The 16,566-nt window shown below is 53.3% G+C and carries 18 protein-coding genes and 1 pseudogene; 4 read left to right on the top strand and 15 right to left on the bottom strand.

All coding sequences use genetic code 11. The annotated features are described in order from the left end of the window. The first annotated feature begins 3 nt into the window (after window positions 1–3). Both I656_RS12945 and I656_RS0114690 read left to right on the top strand, forming a co-directional pair. Window positions 4–201, top strand: a complete 198-nt coding sequence (locus tag I656_RS12945) for a hypothetical protein (RefSeq protein WP_020753944.1) — start codon at window positions 4–6, stop codon at window positions 199–201. A 301-nt stretch (window positions 202–502) separates the two neighbouring features. Beyond that, window positions 503–1,654 (top strand): Ger(x)C family spore germination protein, encoded by a 1,152-nt coding sequence (locus I656_RS0114690; protein WP_033004770.1) that lies wholly within the window; start codon window positions 503–505, stop codon window positions 1,652–1,654. Window positions 1,655–1,744: 90 nt separating this feature from the next. Here the strand turns inward: I656_RS0114690 and I656_RS12950 are convergent, their stop codons facing one another. From I656_RS12950 to I656_RS0114680, 4 genes and pseudogenes are all read right to left on the bottom strand, one after another. Beyond that, window positions 1,745–2,527 carry an ABC transporter ATP-binding protein gene (locus I656_RS12950; RefSeq protein WP_020753942.1) on the bottom strand — a complete coding sequence of 261 codons (783 nt, stop codon included), beginning with the start codon at window positions 2,525–2,527 and terminating at the stop codon, window positions 1,745–1,747. Next, complete coding sequence (locus I656_RS0114685) at window positions 2,524–3,039, bottom strand: nitric oxide synthase oxygenase (protein ID WP_369770198.1); 516 nt, start codon at window positions 3,037–3,039, stop codon at window positions 2,524–2,526. The genes I656_RS12950 and I656_RS0114685 overlap by 4 nt, the downstream gene beginning before the upstream one ends. Before the next feature lie 211 nt (window positions 3,040–3,250). After that, window positions 3,251–5,368: a YhgE/Pip domain-containing protein gene (locus I656_RS12955; protein ID WP_020753940.1), complete on the bottom strand. Its 2,118-nt coding sequence runs from the start codon at window positions 5,366–5,368 to the stop codon at window positions 3,251–3,253. Between the two features lie 87 nt (window positions 5,369–5,455). Further along, window positions 5,456–5,889, bottom strand: a pseudogene (locus I656_RS0114680) (DMT family transporter). A gap of 135 nt (window positions 5,890–6,024) precedes the next feature. On the opposite strand from I656_RS0114680, the gene I656_RS18565 reads away from it, so the two are divergent. Further along, the gene (locus I656_RS18565) at window positions 6,025–6,342 is read left to right on the top strand and encodes a hypothetical protein (RefSeq protein ID WP_164832294.1); all 318 of its coding nucleotides are present in this window, start codon (window positions 6,025–6,027) and stop codon (window positions 6,340–6,342) included. Window positions 6,343–6,347: 5 nt separating this feature from the next. On the opposite strand, the gene chrA is transcribed toward I656_RS18565, so the two are convergent. Then, window positions 6,348–7,559, bottom strand: coding sequence for a chromate efflux transporter (gene chrA / locus I656_RS12960; RefSeq protein ID WP_020753936.1), 1,212 nt, complete (start codon window positions 7,557–7,559; stop codon window positions 6,348–6,350). A 76-nt stretch (window positions 7,560–7,635) separates the two neighbouring features. Between chrA and I656_RS12965 the strand changes: the two genes are divergently transcribed. Further along, window positions 7,636–8,139: a QueT transporter family protein gene (locus tag I656_RS12965; RefSeq protein ID WP_033004766.1), complete on the top strand. Its 504-nt coding sequence runs from the start codon at window positions 7,636–7,638 to the stop codon at window positions 8,137–8,139. A 112-nt stretch (window positions 8,140–8,251) separates the two neighbouring features. Here I656_RS12965 and I656_RS12970 read toward each other — a convergent pair whose 3' ends face one another. The 10 genes from I656_RS12970 to I656_RS13015 form a co-directional block, all read right to left on the bottom strand. Continuing rightward, window positions 8,252–8,509: a hypothetical protein gene (locus I656_RS12970; RefSeq protein ID WP_014195772.1), complete on the bottom strand. Its 258-nt coding sequence runs from the start codon at window positions 8,507–8,509 to the stop codon at window positions 8,252–8,254. Further along, window positions 8,506–9,507, bottom strand: a complete 1,002-nt coding sequence (locus I656_RS12975) for a multidrug resistance efflux transporter family protein (RefSeq protein ID WP_014195771.1) — start codon at window positions 9,505–9,507, stop codon at window positions 8,506–8,508. Before I656_RS12975 ends, I656_RS12970 begins: the two co-directional genes overlap by 4 nt. Window positions 9,508–9,732: 225 nt before the next feature. Beyond that, window positions 9,733–9,900, bottom strand: a complete 168-nt coding sequence (locus tag I656_RS12980; RefSeq protein WP_020753934.1) for a gamma-D-glutamyl-L-diamino acid endopeptidase — start codon at window positions 9,898–9,900, stop codon at window positions 9,733–9,735. 80 nt (window positions 9,901–9,980) lie between these two features. Beyond that, the gene (locus I656_RS12985; protein WP_033004764.1) at window positions 9,981–11,180 is read right to left on the bottom strand and encodes an ABC transporter substrate-binding protein; all 1,200 of its coding nucleotides are present in this window, start codon (window positions 11,178–11,180) and stop codon (window positions 9,981–9,983) included. Window positions 11,181–11,311: 131 nt separating this feature from the next. Continuing rightward, window positions 11,312–12,019: an ABC transporter ATP-binding protein gene (locus I656_RS12990; RefSeq protein WP_020753932.1), complete on the bottom strand. Its 708-nt coding sequence runs from the start codon at window positions 12,017–12,019 to the stop codon at window positions 11,312–11,314. Next, window positions 12,012–12,776, bottom strand: a complete 765-nt coding sequence (locus I656_RS12995; protein ID WP_033004763.1) for an ABC transporter ATP-binding protein — start codon at window positions 12,774–12,776, stop codon at window positions 12,012–12,014. Before I656_RS12995 ends, I656_RS12990 begins: the two co-directional genes overlap by 8 nt. Then, on the bottom strand, window positions 12,776–13,816 hold the full coding sequence (locus tag I656_RS13000; RefSeq protein ID WP_033004761.1) for a branched-chain amino acid ABC transporter permease: 1,041 nt from the start codon (window positions 13,814–13,816) through the stop codon (window positions 12,776–12,778). The genes I656_RS12995 and I656_RS13000 overlap by 1 nt, the downstream gene beginning before the upstream one ends. Further along, entirely contained in the window at window positions 13,816–14,679 is an 864-nt protein-coding gene (locus tag I656_RS13005; RefSeq protein ID WP_033004760.1) for a branched-chain amino acid ABC transporter permease, read from the bottom strand. The genes I656_RS13000 and I656_RS13005 overlap by 1 nt, the downstream gene beginning before the upstream one ends. A gap of 59 nt (window positions 14,680–14,738) precedes the next feature. Then, complete coding sequence (locus tag I656_RS13010) at window positions 14,739–15,365, bottom strand: TetR/AcrR family transcriptional regulator (protein WP_020753928.1); 627 nt, start codon at window positions 15,363–15,365, stop codon at window positions 14,739–14,741. 20 nt (window positions 15,366–15,385) lie between these two features. Beyond that, window positions 15,386–16,555, bottom strand: coding sequence for a thiolase family protein (locus I656_RS13015; RefSeq protein WP_033004758.1), 1,170 nt, complete (start codon window positions 16,553–16,555; stop codon window positions 15,386–15,388). Between the last annotated feature and the right edge of the window lie 11 nt (window positions 16,556–16,566).

The raw sequence follows: 16,566 nt of genomic DNA, 5'->3' as shown, positions 1-16,566 counted from the left end.
TCCATGAGAGAGCCTTGGGAAGAAACTGGCGCCGCTTCCAGCCTGCCGCGCTATACGCCAGGGATCGGCGTTCCTGATGAAATGAGCCCGATTCGCGACATCGCCCGCGGTTTTGAAAACGGTCGGCCGCCGGTGATCGAAGTGACGCCAGCTGACAGCCGTCAAGAGGCGGATGGCATCCATCTTCCGCCTGTTAACTGAGCCTTTTGAGCCGCTAGGAAATGAAACGCTCTCCCATCTAATACAAAGGCGTAAAGGTGGAAGAGTGTTGGATACACTTGCCCCACGACTATTTGCCAGCCTAGCCATCCCCATGCGTTCTACGGTTAGGCTGTTTTACTCTCAAAGACAGCAAATCCAGCCTTTCCTAACAGGATATTCTAGGCGGGGGCTCATCCCGATCATCTTTCTCCCACTTACGCTCATTCATGGAAGTTGGGGACCTTCTTGGTTCAAAATGATAAAATGGATCAATGTGAAAATGGGAGGAGGACCATTTCCTATGTACCTCCGTCTTGTTGCCGTGGGGCTGATGACATTGCTGCTCAGCGGCTGTTGGGGAAACCGGAATATTGATCAAATCGTCTATATTCACTCAATCGGCATTGACTATGATCATCGCCAATTCGTCTTGTACGTACAGCTCATCAACTTCAGCGGATTGGCAAAAGCAGAGTATGGCGGCGGAAGGCAGACCGAAACCGTGGTCATTGGACGGTCAGCAGGAGAAACACCGGAAATCGCCGCCCATGAACTTTACACGTCCATCCAGCAAATGGTCTCGTGGGGACACGTTAAGAGTATTGTGTTTACGAAACGGGCGCTGAAAAAGGAAGTGGTGCGAGGAGTCATCGATTTATTAACGAGGTATCATGAGATCCGCCACACCATTTGGGTTTACGCGACCGACGCTCCTTTGAGCGATTTGCTTAAAGCGACTCCATTATTGCATGCTTCTTCGTATTTGTCTATGCTAACGAATCCGGAAGAAATTTTCAAGCAAAGCTCCTTTATTCGCCCGCTTCGATTTAACCGTCTGATTGCGATCAGTGATGAACGTAGCGCAACGCTTCGAATTCCGTATATGACTCTTGACCCTTCCAGATGGGCAGAGGATGGAAAAAAAAAGAAAATGTTGTCCCTCAGCGGTGTCTGTTTTTTGCATGATTACAAACTCCAACAATGCACGGACCGTGAGAAGCTGTTAGGCGTTCGTTGGACAGAACGGGATGTGATCCGAACGCCCATTTACGTGAAAAAAGGGCAGCAAACAGTTGCTTCTCTCGTCGTTCGTCATCCAAAAGCGAAGTGGTCGGTTCTTTCGACCAAAGATGGCCCTGCGTTTCAGTTGACCATCCAAGCTCAAGGAAGTCTGATCGAGCTGCGCCGGCCGCTGTCAAGAGAACAGCTGGCTAAGCTGACGGCGCAAACGGTGAAACAGGAAATCCAACAAGCCTATGAATGGGGAGTCAATCGAAACATTGACGTGCTGAATGTATCAGACCAATTATACCGCAGCAACGTTCATAAATGGAGACAATGGGAACAAAACGGCATCATCCCATTGAAAACGAATACCATTCGAAACATTTCCGTCCATCTTTCCATCGGCTCTTCTGGCAAGGAAAAACTGGATTATCGTGCAGGCGGCTAGATGGTTGTGACATGCTTTTGCGCATTTTTACGGTTGGAAGGGCTCCCGGTATGGTTTTCGCACCTTAGGGAGCCGGTAGTCCATCCGTCTTCAACGTCCAATCGACACCCACGGCCGGCCGTCTTCCCAATGAACGCGGATCGGAAGGCGAAACGCTTCTGAAAGCCGCTCGTCGGTTAACACTTCCTCTTTTTGGCCAGCCGCAAGGATGCGCCCGTCTTGCAAAAGCAAGACATGGGTAATGGAGTCGACGATTTCTTCGATATAATGGGTGACGTATAAGAGATGGCACGGCTGAGTGACGATCTGTCCGATCAATGCTAAAATTTCTTCGCGGGCCAATAAGTCAAGGCCGACCGTCGGCTCGTCCAAAATGAGCAGCTTCGGATTCGCCATCAGCGCCCGGGCGATCAACGTTTTCCGTTTTTCCCCCTGCGACAGCGTCGCGTATCGCTTCCCTTTCACCGCTTGCAGGCGGAACGATTCCATCAATGCCTCCGCTTGATCCCGGTCCTCGCGGGTTACCGCATCATACAGGCCAATCGTCGCAAACTTGCCGCTTACGATCACATCTTCAACCGTCTCGGTTTGCAGCGTGTCGTGAAACTGATCGAGCGCGTTGCTGACAAATCCGATGTGCCGGCGCATCTCCGGCAAACTCGCTTGCCCAAACCGATACCCCAACACCTCGACCTCGCCGCGCGTCGGGTACTGATAGCCGGTGACGATATTGAGAAGCGATGTTTTCCCGGAGCCGTTTAGGCCAAGAATCGCCCATTGCTCGCCTTCTTTCACCTCCCAGTTGATATCACGCAAAATCATGCGCCCTCCTCTTGCCCATGACACATCGCGCATGCGGATGATGACGGTCATTGTTCCTCTCCCCTTTGTCGTTCGTATGGACGGTCCTGATAGAAAAAGTTGGGCAACATGGTCGTGTTGTCATAAGTTCGGTGAAAAATGTGCGTTGTCGCCGGAGAAAGAGGCGGAATCAGCCATGTCCAATCGCCGGTGACATGGCGGCCGGCTACGGTAACCGCCTCTCTCGCATCGATGACATGGAGCGATTGCCAAAACAAGCGGCCGATGCAACGGTTGCTGTGGCGCCAAGCCATCTTCGCCCCATAGCTTAACTCTTCGTACGTATGGCGGTACGTGCCGGTTTGTTCCACTTCCCAACGGATTTCGTTCAACCGCCGCCTCATTTCTTGCTCACTTTTTCCAAGCTCCCGATAGCTGGCCATGATAAACTGTTTCGCTTTTGTCATCAACTGCTCATCTTGCTGTCTGAGCTTATCGCTCTCGATCGTTACCATATATGCTTCTTTTTCCTCCACTTCGCCGTCATTCCAATTCCAATCAAGAGGCAAATGCCCCCGACCCACCACATTTGCTCGATAAACATCGAAATCGCCAAAAAAAGGAATGCAACACCAAGCAGTCGACGGATCGACACAATTCTCTCCCCTTTTCCCCGCCATTCGTTCTCTCATCTCGCAAAACGAGAAGCATGCATCCTACGGGGCCATTGAACAGGAAGCAACGCTCTCGTCCTTATTGTAGCAGATGCTTCCAAAAGAAAATAGAGCAAATGTTTCAATGAAACAACCCGCTTAGGGCGGCTTTCTCTTTCAGCACGCGCATCCACGGGCTTAACGGGCCTTTCAACACAAGCCCGGCCAAAAGGGCGGCAACGGCAAACAAGAGAAGCCGCTTGACATCATGCTCAACATTTTCCCATACGATCCCGCCGACTGCCTCGCGCATGACATCAATGGCGTAGGTAAACGGCAGCCAAGGGTTTAATTGCTGAAAGAACGGAGGAATCAGCTCAATCGGATACGTGCCTCCCGCTCCGGCAATTTGCAAGACAAGCAGCACAATCGCCATCGCTTTTCCCACATTGCCGAACAAGGAAACAAGCGAAAAAACCACCGCCATAAAGACAAAGCTGCACAAAAGGCCGAACGTCATGAACCATCCCGGCTCACGGATGAAAATATTCGGCAAGATGAAAGCCGCTCCAGCCGTCACGACCATCGCCTGCAAAGCATTCAGCGTCCAAAAGGTCAACAGCCGTCCGGCATATCGTTCCCGCTCATTCGCTTCCGAAAACGAAGAAGAATCCGTCGACAAGACGGAAACAAGCAACAAACATCCTACCCATATGGCCAGCACCGTGTAAAAAGGATTCATGCCCGAACCATAGTTTGGAAGCGGGAAAAGGCGGAACGTTTTGACGTCAATCGGGTGGGCCAAAAAGGCGCCTTTCGCCTGTGGATCTTGTTTCAACAAGCGAATCAGCTCGTCGATGTTCGTTTCTTTTTTGATTGTCGCTAGAAAGGCGGCCAGCTCGCGAACCTGGCGGGCAAGAAAGGGATATTGCGCCAGCGCGGTCTTTAGCGCTTGTTGCGCGGCCGCTAAATCACGATCTGTGTTTGACAACCATTGCTCTGCCTCATTTAACGCTTGATCCATGCGAAGAAGCGTTTGTTTCGCTTGTCGCACCTGTTCCCCTGTTTGATTCCATTTTGCCCGCAGCATAGGCAGCAGCCGTTGGCGATATGCTTGATCAAGTTGCTTCGCCTGTGCGTCCAATAAGGCCATTTGTTCACGCAGGTGAGTGATCTTCTCTTCGACGTCTGTTGGATGTTGTTTCACTAGCGCCGCTGTTTCTTGAATAGACGCTAGCGTCTGCTCGATACGGCTGATGGTGCGCTGCACAGGTTGAAGCGAAGAGGAATCAATCGTCCCCTCCCATGTTCTCAACGTTCGGCGCAATTGCTGAACCAATGGGCTCGCGTCTGTTGCAGCCTGTTGGATGAGAGTCGCCCAACGCGCTTGCTTTTCCGGTGTATCGAGAGACTCTGGCGTCTGCTCTGCAAAGGAATAGAGCGCATGAACCGCCATTTCCACCGGCTTTTCCCATAAGTGCGATGAAGCATTGACTTGCATGAACAACTTCTCAACGCGGCCTGTCCATTCTAAACCGCGCCGCACCGTTGTTTTGGCAGCCGGCAGAAGCTCGCGGCCTGTACGAACTAGTGATCTTGCCTCTCCCACATCGCGATCTAGGGCTTTCAATTGTCGTTGAATCGTTGGCAATTCGTTTTCCAAACGAAACACGAACGCTTCAACGCGGCGAATGGTGGGAAGCTGCTGTTCGAGCGCCACTCCCGCTTGGTGGAACAAGGAAAACAATGCGGTATTGACCACCCTCACAAACTCATCGCTGACTCGCGCTGACAATGTACTTGCTCCGCGCTCCGTGATTTTGGGAGCGATGGCGTTCCGTTTGTCGTTTTCATAATAGTAAATAACCGCCCTTTTCGGACGTTTCTGCACTACAGTGGCTAATTTAGCTGAGAAATCAGCCGGAATGACGATCGTCGCAAAGTAGTCTCCCCTCCGAACGCCTTCCATTCCTTTTTTCCGCGTGACAAATCGCCATCCCAACTGGTGGTTGTTTTTTAAGGTCTTGACGATCTCATCGCCGGCGTGAAACCGGTGACCGGTCAACTCCGCCCCTCGGTCTTCGTTCACGACGCCGACCGGTAAATCCTCTGTATGGGCATAAGGGTCAATCGAAGCCTCTACATTGATCCAAGCGTAAAGCGATGGAAGAACGATCAGACCGAGAGCCAATATGGATGCGGCCCAGTTGGTCGTGAGATGTTTCAAATCGCTCATATAAATGCGCCATGCCTGTTTCACTTTGATCCGCTTCCTTTCAAGTCGATCATGCTGTTGTTAGTATGAGCGGATCACGGAAAACTAAACCAACTTGGCCAGTCCTGTTGTTCATTTGCGGAAAAAAAGCCAAAGCGCCAAAAACAAACAGGCTATAGCAGCGAGGCGCGTCATGTCAAACGGAATGCGCTGTCCCCCGAATAACCCGAAGTGATCAATGATCGAGCTCATGACGAGCTGGCCGGCGATCACGCTGCCAGAGAGTTGGCGACGCCGACTTTCGGAACGATCAGCACCATGACAAACACATAAAAAGCGCCGAGAATACCGCCCGTCAGCTGCCATTTCGGTGTGGAAAACATGGCCAGCAATTCTCCTTTTCCGAAAAACAATTGCACTAAAAATAAGACGATCGTTCCGATTAAAAACGACACGAACGCCCCTTCCAACACACCAATCCGCTTGCCGAGGCCGCCGTTCACTCCTGCCTGTACGGAGACAGCCATCCCGGCCGTTAGAGCGAGCAGCATCCATACCCACTTCATCGGCTCCCCCTCCTTTTGCCTATATACGCCTGCGGATCAGGCGGCGAGCTTTCCTTTCAGCGCACAGCCCTACGCCATGCCGGCGCTCTTTTGTTTCTGCCGCCTCGGTATCGCTTCCATGCAAACGAAAACCATTTGATCAAGCTCATCACTAATACACTGGCGCCGGCCATTAAGGAAACGAGGTTGACGATCGACGCCATCGTGCTCGCCACGACGGTCGGCGGCGGCTGGATTGCTTGCGGCGCAGATCGCACTCGGCCCCTTGTTGTCTGGTTTGACCTCCCGCCTGCTATTGTGACCATCCATTTTCTCATAGCGTTTCTCTTGGCTGGCGCTGCTGTTGATCGATCTATGCATCTATTTGCATCTGCCGGCTATTGCAACGGCAAAGCCAAACACGGCGTTGTCCATTTTCGGACGATCATGAAAAGCCGCCATCATGGTGCTTAGGGCGATCAGCCGAGCCAAGCGCGCAGCCATCCGCCGACGAACGAAACAAGGACGACCGCCCATGCTGGCCACTTCCACACAACAAGAAGAAGAAAAGCCCCAAGGGAAAACGCCAAATCGGCCGGTCCCTTCACCGTTTTCGTCCAGATCGGGTCATACAGCGCCGCAAGCAAAATCCCGACCACAGCGGCGTTAATGCCGGCAAGCGCCGCTTGGAAGCGTGGATGACGGCGAAGCCAGTGCCAAAACGGAAACGCGCCAAGAACGAGCAAAAAGGATGGAAGAAAAATGGCTGTGGTAGCCACTAGCGCTCCCTTCCAGCCCAACGCCGCCATTCCAATATACGCGGCAAACGTAAACAGCGGCCCAGGGACGGCTTGGGCGGCGCTGTAGCCGGCTAAAAACTGATTGGCGGTGACCCACCCTTGCGGCACCACTTCCGCCTCCAAGAGCGGCAACACCACATGACCGCCGCCAAACACGAGCGCCCCAGCGCGGTAAAAGCTGTCAAACAGCGCCAAAAGCGGTGAATGGATCCAAGTGCGAATGAGCGGCAGCGCAACAAGCAACACGGCAAACAATGAAAGCAACGTCAAACCGGTGGAACGACGAATGGAAGGCGGGATGCCTGCCGCAGATGAGGAAAGGGCGACGTTTTTTCTTCGCAATCCAAAAGCGCCAATGCCCCCTGCTGCGGCGATGACGGCGACTTGGCTCCACGCGCCCGGCGCAAGAAGCACGGCGGCCGCCGCTATGATGGCGACCGTTGCCTCGAGGCGGCTAGAGGCGAATTTGCGCGCCATCTCCCATACGGCTTGTGCCACGACCGCCACGGTCACCAACAGCAAGCCGTGCATCCAGCCGGCGTCACCCCAAGAATGGTGTTGCAACCAAACAGCAACCAGGCTGAGGGCGACCGCTGACGGCAGCGTAAAACCAAGCCAAGCTGCCAACGCCCCCCAAACGCCGGCGCGCATAAATCCGATGCCGATGCCGACTTGGCTGCTCGCTGGACCAGGGAGGAATTGGCATAAAGCGACCAAATCGGCATACGTTTTCTCGTCAATCCATTTTTTTCGTTTGACGTACTCTTCGTAAAAATAGCCGAGATGAGCGACCGGACCACCAAATGACGTTAAACCGAGGAGAAGCGCTGTTTTTCCGACTTCCCAAACCGATCGCCGCCGGCTTGTTGCTTGTTGATCCGTCAAGGTCAACGAGATTCACTTCCTTTCGTTCACTCGTTTGTCATGCTACAATCATATTATCACATCAATGCGAGGAGAGAACGTTATGAACATTCGGATCATAGCGGCAAATGGCTTGATCGCCGCCGTGTATATCGCCGTGACGGCGTTCATCCAGCCGTTTGGCTTTACGAACATTCAGTTTCGCGTCTCAGAAATGTTAAACCACCTAGTCGTATTCCGCCGAACATACGCCGTGGGCATCGTGCTCGGCGTCTTTTTGGCCAATTTGTTTTTCTCGCCGATTGTCGCGTATGATCTTGTATTCGGCGTCGGCCAGTCGGTGCTGGCGCTTCTCATCACGATTGTTTCCATGCGTTATGTCGAGAACATTTGGGCGCGTATGGCGATCAATACGTTGTCGTTTACCGTGACCATGGCCATCATCGCCTTTGAACTAAAGCTCGCGCTCGGCTTTCCGTTTTGGCTCACATGGCTGACGACGGCCATTGGCGAGTTTGTTGTCATGGCGATCGGCGCACCGATCATGTATGCGGTTGGCCGCCGCTTGGCGCCGAAGATGTTCGATTCCGCCCATCGAAGCCGTTAGCAGCCCTCTTTCGCCTTAGGCAAGGGGTTCGCTTCATTCTAAAGGCGCATTCCCCGTACGCCCACACGGGAAGTTCTTGATCAATCGTACGGGCTTTCAACATCTATTTTGACTACGGCATCGAACAAACCGCCCATTCAATGATCAGCGACATCACAGCAAGCAAGATGACTCCCGCCGTCGTCATCTTCAGCGCCCTCCGCCATCTTGGCGATAGGTACCGCCCCGTCCGAAGAACAACAAGGCCGACTGCGATTCCGCCCACCCACATGCAAAGACCCACCGGGGTGACAAGCTGACGCCAATCGCTGATCCAATAGTAGATGACGAACGTCTGGCAGGCAAGCAGGATGCACACGATGATTCTCATCGTTCCCCCCCTATGCGTTTGAGGCGCCGATCTGTGGAAATGGGCAGCGATGAGTGTTTCACTGTTCTTGTCGATTCGAAGCTATGCCAGCAAATCCCGATGATGATGACGGCCAAGCCAACGAATGCCCATCCGTTCGGAAGCGGAGCGGACAAGAACAGCACTTCGCCGATAACGGCAAAAATCACTTCCCCGGATTGCGTCGCTTCCACAGCGGCGAGTTTCCGTTCGTTCCCTTTTGCCCGATCGGTCGCGATAAAAAACAACGTCGTTGCGATGACCCCGGAACTAATGGCCACGATGAACGACTGCATCATTTGCCCCGCGGACGGCGCACCTGCTGTCAGCCAGCCAATCAACGCGACAATCAGCCAAAACGGCAGGCTGGCCATCGTCATTCCCCATACGCGTTGAAACGCATCAAGGCGCCCGGCGCAATGTTCGATCATTTTCCGGTTGCCAAGCGGGTACGCAAACGCGGCCATCAGCACGGGAAAGATCCCCAACCCGATTTCTTTCCAAGTGAGGTGGCTTGCTTGCTGGAACTGGATAAGCACGACGCCGGACAAAATCAACATGGAAATCAAGAGCGCCCGCTTTTCAATCGGACGGCGCACCAATACCGTTCCGTTTTTCGTTTCTCTTCGTTCTGTAAAGAGCGGGCTAAGCAGAACGCCGGCCACAATCGTGCACTGCCATGTCCCGGCCACCAGCCATCCGGGTCCGTAGGCGGCCGCGTAGGTGAGCGGCGCGTAAAACAAGCCGAACCCGACCGTCCCCCAGGTGATCCATGTCCACGGATGGCATTTCATGTCATGCCAAACCGGACCGAGGTTGCGGCGTGCCAAAAGAATGGCAAACAACAGCGGAACCATAAAGAAAAAACGAAGCGACGAACTCCACGCCCAGCTTCCACCCGCCAGCTCCATTGAGCGGTTCAATATGAATGTAACAGCAAAGAAGAATGAGGCGGCAAGGCCGAGGGCCATTTCCCTCATAATTCCCATCCCCTTTCCAATGTCACAGAACAGTTCTATTGTATCTTATTATTCGAAATTTTTCTATTTGTTTTATTGATTATTTAGAACATAGTTTTATTTAATAGAATAACGGTTATTTTGCTCATTTTTCTCAGCAGCAAGCCATAAAAAAGGCGCCCACGCAAGAAAGTGGGCGCGCGTTGATTATAGTTTGTTGGCAAACACCAGCGGGACGCCGTCATTTTAGCTCCAAATCGCCGGGAAGTATTTGAGCGGCACCGGACGCTCACCGACATACGGCGCAACTCCGATCGTAAATCCCGGCCGTTTGAAGCGCAGGACAAACCAGTCTTTATCGCTGCCGCCGCTCGGATTTTTTTTTTGCGGTTTGGCCAGCGCATACCGTGTCATTTTCGAAACAAGGAGCGCCAGCTGATAGTCGCACTTCGTCCGTGCGGCGTCCTGACGGAAATGCCAGTAAATAGATCGACTTATTTCTTTAGCTCGATCGGCACAACTTTGCCATTTTCCACTGCTGCAACGATAATTTTTGATTCAAAGCCGCCGTCCTCACCAACCTTCGGAACGACATACACTTGCTTGTCTTTCGGGATGTTTTTCAACCCTTCATTCATATGTTCGCGAATGGCGGCCGGATCATCAACCGTTCCGGCTGCCTTCATCGCTTCGACAAAGGCGTAAAGAGCCAAGTAGTTATAGGCAGACTCCGAGCTCGCTTCGGCATTGTACTTCGCCCGATAGTTTTCCACAAACTGCGGTGCTCCCGGCTCTTTGGACTCGACAAGCGGCATGACGCCGATCGAACCTTCAAGCATGTCATAAGAGCCCGTCACCCGTTTCATCTCATCGAGTTTCGCCTGATCCATAATGATAAAGCCGCCTTTAAAGCCAAGTTCACGCGCTTGTTTCGCCACTTTTGCCGTCGGTTCCGACGGTCCACCGATAAACAAGACATCCGGCTTTTCTTTCAATGCATTCGTCACGATCGTAAAGAAGTCGGTGTCTTTCGTAAAATCAATCGATGATTTGTAGACAACTTTTCCGCCTTGTTTTTCCCAATACGGCAACAGTTTTTCTGTCCAGTCTTTCCCGTATTGCGTCGCCGTCGGCAAGGCGGCCAGTTTCTTGCCGAAATGCTTCATGGCATAATCGGTAAACGTCGGGATGTAGCCGTCATAGCGCGGCGGAATGCGCACGGTCAGCTTATTGCCCGTTTGTGTAATTTTCGGCTCGCTCGTATACGCCGCGATAAGGAAATTGTCCGTTTGGTTGAACACTTGCAACGCCATGACCCCACCGCTGTGCGGAGTGAAAATGATCGGCGTATGATGTTCTTGGACAAGCCGTTTCGCATTGGCGGCTGTTTCATTTGGCAAATATTTATCATCTAACGACACAACATTGATTTGATAGGTCTTTCCATTGACTTCAAACCCGCCGTTTTTATTGATTTCGTCCGCCGCCATCTTCACGCCGTTTAACGTCCGTTCCCCGTAGTAGGCGGCCGGACCGCTTAGCGGTCCGCTGTAACCGATATTGACGACGTTGTCGCCTCCACCTCCATTACCGCTTTTGGCATTATTGTTTGTTGTCGGGCTGTTGCATGCCGCAAGCATCAACGCCATGACGGCCGTCATCATGGCCGCGATCGGCCATTTTCTTTTTTTCATTCCGCTCCCCCCTATTTTTATTCTAAAATATATTTGGATGAATAAGTGCCGCGACCGTGGTTCACCTCCTTTCAATGCAGGCGCATCGCTTGCTTTCGCCCGCGAAATACGCCATTCGCGGCAATCGCTTGTCATGTTCCAATGTACGCCTTGCGGACATCGTCGTTGGCGAGCAGCTCCTCCGCTGTTCCTGAAGCAACGATCGTTCCATTTTCAAACACATAGCCGTGATGAGCGATGGACAACGCCGCATGGGCGTTTTGTTCGGCGAGCAAAATCGTCGTCCCTTCCTGATTGATTTGTTTAATCGTCGCAAACATTTGCTCGACAATGAGCGGAGCGAGTCCAACCGACGGTTCATCAAGCAAGAGCACCGCAGGACGCGACATTAAGGCGCGGCCGATGGCAAGCATTTGCTGCTGGCCGCCGCTTAGCGATCCGGCCGGCTCATTGCGCTTTTCCCGCAGGATGGGAAATAATTCATATACGTGTTCCAACGATCGGCGGATGCCTTCTTTGTCCTTCCGATGGACGTAAGCGCCCATCAGCAAGTTTTCGTATACACTCATGCGCGGAAACAGTTTGCGCCCTTCCGCGCATTGCACGACGCCACGCCCGACGATGCGGTCAGGAGGCAGCGAATCAATGCGCTCGCCATCGAGGCGGATTTCCCCCCGCACTGGTTTGTGCAGTCCACTGATCGTGCGAAACAATGTGCTTTTCCCGGCCCCGTTGGCGCCAAGCAAAACGGCGATCTCCCCTCGCTTGACGGAAAACGTTACATCACGAATGGCGGCAAAACTCCCATAGCGGACCGATACGTTCGCAACTTCAAGCAATGGCGCTCCCTCCTAAGTACGCTTGAATGACCGCCTCGTTGTTTTTCACTTCCTCCGGCGTTCCTTCTGCAATTTTCTCTCCATAGTTCAACACCATAATGCGGTCGGCAATTTTCATGATCATCGACATTTTGTGCTCAATCAGGCAAACAGTCAGGCCGCCTTCTACCATTTTGACGATCAACTCCTCAAGCCCTTCCGTTTCATCCGGGTTGATGCCGGCTGCCGGTTCATCAAGCAGCACGAGCTCCGGATCGGTCGCCAAGGCAAGCGCGAACGCCACCCGCTTTTTCTGCTCCTGCGACAAGTTGGCCACCATCCGATCCGCCACATGGGTTAGACCGACAAAGTCGAGCACTTCCATCGCTTTTTCTTTGCATGCCTGTTCCTCGCGGCGGTGCCGTTTCGTGCGCAAAATGGCATCAAATAAGTTGGATGACGTGCGGAGACGATGGCCGATGATGACGTTGTCGATCACCGTCGCCTGTTCAAACAAGTGAGTCGTTTGAAACGTGCGGGCGATGCCGAGCTTCGCCCGTTCGTTTGCCGGCAGGCGGGTAATATCGCGCCCTTTGAACGTAATCGTCCCTGACGTCGGCCGGTACAAGCCGCTGATTAAATTGAAAAACGTCGATTTGCCGGCTCCGTTTGGGCCGATGATGGCGTTGATCTTCCCTTGCTCGACGGAAAAGGTGACATCGTTGACCGCCAGAAGCCCGCCAAACCGCTTCGTCAACCGTTCAACGTGCAAAAGCATCATGATCCCTCCTCTGCGTGCCGCTCGCCTCGTCCTTGGCTCGAGACGGCCAGTTCCGCAGCAACTCGGTTCGCTTCTGGATCGAGACGGCGCGCTTCTTCACGCTTTGCTTTCAAACGGATGACCCCCCCGGCAATGCCGTGTGGGTAAAAGATGATGAGCAACGTCAGCACCGGACCGAAAATCAACATCCGGTAATCTTGCAAAAACTGCAATTGTTGGGACAGAAACGTAATCAGCAACGTCCCGACGACCGGACCGGCGAGCGTGCCAATCCCACCGACAAGCAAATACGTTAAAAAGTCAAACATGACGCTGACGTACGCAATGTCTGGGCCGAGAAAACGGATGAACGACGCATACAGCGCCCCGGCCAGCGATGTAAAAAAGACCGAGAGAACAAATGAGGCGAGCTTGTTTTTCATCGTCGAAATGCCAAGCGTCAAGGCGAGCTCCTCGCTGTTGCGAATGGCAATGTACGTCCTCCCCGTCAGCGAATAAACAAGGCGATGCATGATCCAAACAACGACAAGCAAGAAAAACAACACCAAATAATATTGGGCGACAGGTGTTTGAAACGAGAGCGGACCGATGTCAGCCGGCGCCGGAATGCCGATAAACCCGCGCACTCCGCCGGTTAAACTGTCCCATTTGTCAATGATCAAATAGATGATGTAGCCGACGCAAAGTGTATAAATGGCGAAAAAGTGTTCTTTCGTTCGCAAGGCGACAAGTCCGACGAAAACGCCGATCAACGTCGTCAGCAAACACGCTGCGGCAAAAGCAAGCCAAAACGGCCAGCCGGCTTTTACCGTCAAAATGCCGAGCGTATACGCGCCGATCGCAAAAAATCCAGCGTGGGCAAGCGACAAATACCCCGTATAGCCGGCAAACAAGTTCAATCCGTACACCGCAATCATCCAAATAAAGGAAATAGTCATCATATGCACGTAATAGCCGTTGGCGACGAAAAGCGGAAAGAGAATCGCCGCAGCGATGAGGGCAGCGAGCCATAGGCGCCGTTTTTCCAAAATGGCCATCAACGTCCCTCCTTGGCAAACAGTCCGTTCGGTTTGACCGTTAAAATGATGACGAGGATGGCAAAAGCGATAATGTCTTTGTAGTCGTTCGACACATACGTCGCTCCCAAGCTTTCGCTGAATCCCAAAATATAGCCGCCGACAATGGCGCCTGGAATGCTTCCCATGCCGCCGAGAATGATGATGACAAACGCTTTCAAGATGACAAGATGGCCCATGCCGGGAAACACGAGGTTGATCGGCGAAGCGAGCGACGCGGCGAGCGCTGCCAAACTGCCGGAAAGGAAAAACGTCAGCATGGCGACTTTATTCGTGTTAATGCCGACCAAATTCGCCCCTTCGCGGTTTTGCGCCATCGCGATGATCGAAGCGCCGATGAACGTTTTTTTCAAGAAGAGGTAAAGCAAGATCATGATGATGACAGCGGATGCGATGATGAGGATGCGTTGAATGGTCAATGTGAATCCGAACAACGTGACGACATCGCCATACGGAGTCGGCATCGTCTGATAGTCCGCCCCCCAGACAAACTGGGCAAACGCTTCCAAAAAGAGCAAGATGCCGATCGCCGCGATTTTATCATGGAGCGGCGGCGCATTGCGAAGCGGATAAAACACGAGCCGCTCCATCAAGATGCCAAGCAGCCCGACCGCCGCCATCGATGCGACGATCGCGATCCCATACGGCATCCCGAGCTTCGTCATGGCCGTCAATGTAACATAACCGCCCATCATATACAGCGCGCCGTGGGCAAAGTTTGGAATGTGCAAAATGCCGTAAACAAGCGTCAAACCTAACGCGACAAGACTGTAAACGCTTCCAACTGTCAGCCCGTTTAACAGCTGCTGGATGAATAGCTCCATCCCGATCCCCCTTTTTGTGTGCCGTTTAGCCAGACCATCAAAGCGGCGCGGCCGATCTTTCATTCGGTCTGACCGCCCGAATTGCCTGGCTCCGCCTCATTTCGACCGCTTTCTCCAGCTCTTGGCGCCTTTATGCCGTGCAAAATGAAATCAACGAAAATATCCGTCAGTTCTTCTTCAGAGATGCCTTCGTCAGGCCGGAACCAATAATAGCTCCAGTTGGTGATGCCAAGCAGGCCAAACGTAATCATTTCTGCATGAAGCGACGGCTTGAATTCGCCGCGGGCGATTCCTTCTCGAACCAGCTGTTCATACCGCTTGCGAAACAACCGCCGCTTGGCGCGGATTTCCTCTAAATGGTCGTCAGCCAAATGCCGCATTTCGCGGAAGAAAATGCGGGCGCTTTTCTTCCGTGTGCGGATATTGCAGATGACCATATGGACGATGGCCCGCAATTTCTCCGTGCAGCTTTTCTCAAGATCTTGGACAATGCAAGCTTGCTGCCGAAGCAAATCGTCCAGATAGGAAACACAAATATCACATAGCAACTCCTCTTTGCTTTTGTAATAGTAGTAAAAGGCTCCCTTCGTTGCCCCGATCGCTTCGACGATTTCCTGCACCGACGTTTCTTTGAATCCTTTGCGTTCGAACAACTCAATGGCGGCTTCTCTTAGCTTGTCTTTCATTCCCTATAGTCTCCGTTGCCTCATTCTCGTTCAATAATCGTCGCAATGCCTTGGCCGCCGCCGATGCACGCGGTAATGAGCGCGTATTTCCCTCCACGGCGCTTCAGTTCATACACCGCTTTTGTGATCAAAATCGCTCCCGTCGCGCCAAGCGGATGGCCGTGGGCAATGGCGCCGCCGTTGACATTCACTTTTTCCGGGTCCATCTCGAGCTCGCGGTCGCAGGCGATCACCTGGGCGGCGAAAGCTTCATTGATTTCGATGATGTCCATATCATCGAGCGTAAGCCCGACTTTTTCGAGCACTTTTCTTGTCGCCGGCACCGGGCCGATGCCCATGATGTTCGGGTCGACCCCGGCAACCGCATGGGCGCGGATGACGGCAAGCGGCTTTACGCCAAGCTCCTCTGCTTTTTCCCGCGACATGATGACGAGCGCAGAAGCGGCATCGTTCAGCCCTGAGCTGTTTCCGGCCGTCACCGTTCCCCCTTCCAAAAACGCCGGCGGCAGCTTCGACAGCGCTTCCATCGTCGTATTCGGGCGCGGATGTTCATCTGTATCGAAGACGAACGGCTCGCCTTTTTTCACCGGGACGGTGATCGGCACGATTTGTTCGTCAAACCGCCCTTCCTGCATGGCGCGCGCCATGCGCTGCTGGCTGCGCAAGGCGAATGCGTCTTGTTCTTCACGGCTGATGCCATACTTTTTCGCCAAGTTTTCCGCCGTAATCCCCATCGGCGGGTCGCCAATCTCTTTTGGCGACAGCTGCGACTTGCGGAAGCTTGGCGGTGTTGAGCTGTACGGTTTTTCCGGGCGGTCCATCAAATACGGCGCGCGGCTCATGCTTTCCACGCCGCCGGCGATATACACGTCTCCGTCGCCGGCCCAAATGGCTTGCGCCGCTAAATTGACGGCGTTAATGCCCGAACCGCATTGGCGGTCAACGGTCAAACCTGTCAACTCTAGAGATAAGCCGGTTTGCAGCGCCGTCAGTCGGGCGATGTTGCCGCCGCCGCTTAGGACGTTGCCCATAATGACATCATCGACATGCTCCGGGCCGATATTCGCCCGCCGCATCGCTTCTTTGATCACTTCCGCACCGTAAATATGCGCCGGCAACGTCGCCAAAGCGCCTCCTTGGCGGGCAATGGCCGTCCGTACGGCCGACACAATGACGGCATCCCGTTTCATCGTCATTCCCC

It is taken from the genome of Geobacillus sp. WSUCF1, assembly GCF_000422025.1.
Lineage (GTDB): Bacteria > Bacillota > Bacilli > Bacillales > Anoxybacillaceae > Geobacillus > Geobacillus zalihae.
This window is presented reverse-complemented; position numbering and strand designations above follow the sequence as displayed.

Coding starts and splice junctions, on each gene's coding strand:
- I656_RS12945 (WP_020753944.1), top strand. CDS start 4: ATGAGAGAGCCTTGGGAAGAAACTGGCGCCGCTTCCAGCCTGCCGCGC.
- I656_RS0114690 (WP_033004770.1), top strand. CDS start 503: ATGTACCTCCGTCTTGTTGCCGTGGGGCTGATGACATTGCTGCTCAGC.
- I656_RS12950 (WP_020753942.1), bottom strand. CDS start 2,527: ATGACCGTCATCATCCGCATGCGCGATGTGTCATGGGCAAGAGGAGGG.
- I656_RS12965 (WP_033004766.1), top strand. CDS start 7,636: ATGAACATTCGGATCATAGCGGCAAATGGCTTGATCGCCGCCGTGTAT.
- I656_RS12970 (WP_014195772.1), bottom strand. CDS start 8,509: ATGAGAATCATCGTGTGCATCCTGCTTGCCTGCCAGACGTTCGTCATC.
- I656_RS12975 (WP_014195771.1), bottom strand. CDS start 9,507: ATGAGGGAAATGGCCCTCGGCCTTGCCGCCTCATTCTTCTTTGCTGTT.
- I656_RS12980 (WP_020753934.1), bottom strand. CDS start 9,900: ATGACACGGTATGCGCTGGCCAAACCGCAAAAAAAAAATCCGAGCGGC.
- I656_RS12985 (WP_033004764.1), bottom strand. CDS start 11,180: ATGAAAAAAAGAAAATGGCCGATCGCGGCCATGATGACGGCCGTCATG.
- I656_RS12995 (WP_033004763.1), bottom strand. CDS start 12,776: ATGCTTTTGCACGTTGAACGGTTGACGAAGCGGTTTGGCGGGCTTCTG.
- I656_RS13000 (WP_033004761.1), bottom strand. CDS start 13,816: ATGGCCATTTTGGAAAAACGGCGCCTATGGCTCGCTGCCCTCATCGCT.
- I656_RS13005 (WP_033004760.1), bottom strand. CDS start 14,679: ATGGAGCTATTCATCCAGCAGCTGTTAAACGGGCTGACAGTTGGAAGC.
- I656_RS13010 (WP_020753928.1), bottom strand. CDS start 15,365: ATGAAAGACAAGCTAAGAGAAGCCGCCATTGAGTTGTTCGAACGCAAA.
- I656_RS13015 (WP_033004758.1), bottom strand. CDS start 16,555: ATGAAACGGGATGCCGTCATTGTGTCGGCCGTACGGACGGCCATTGCC.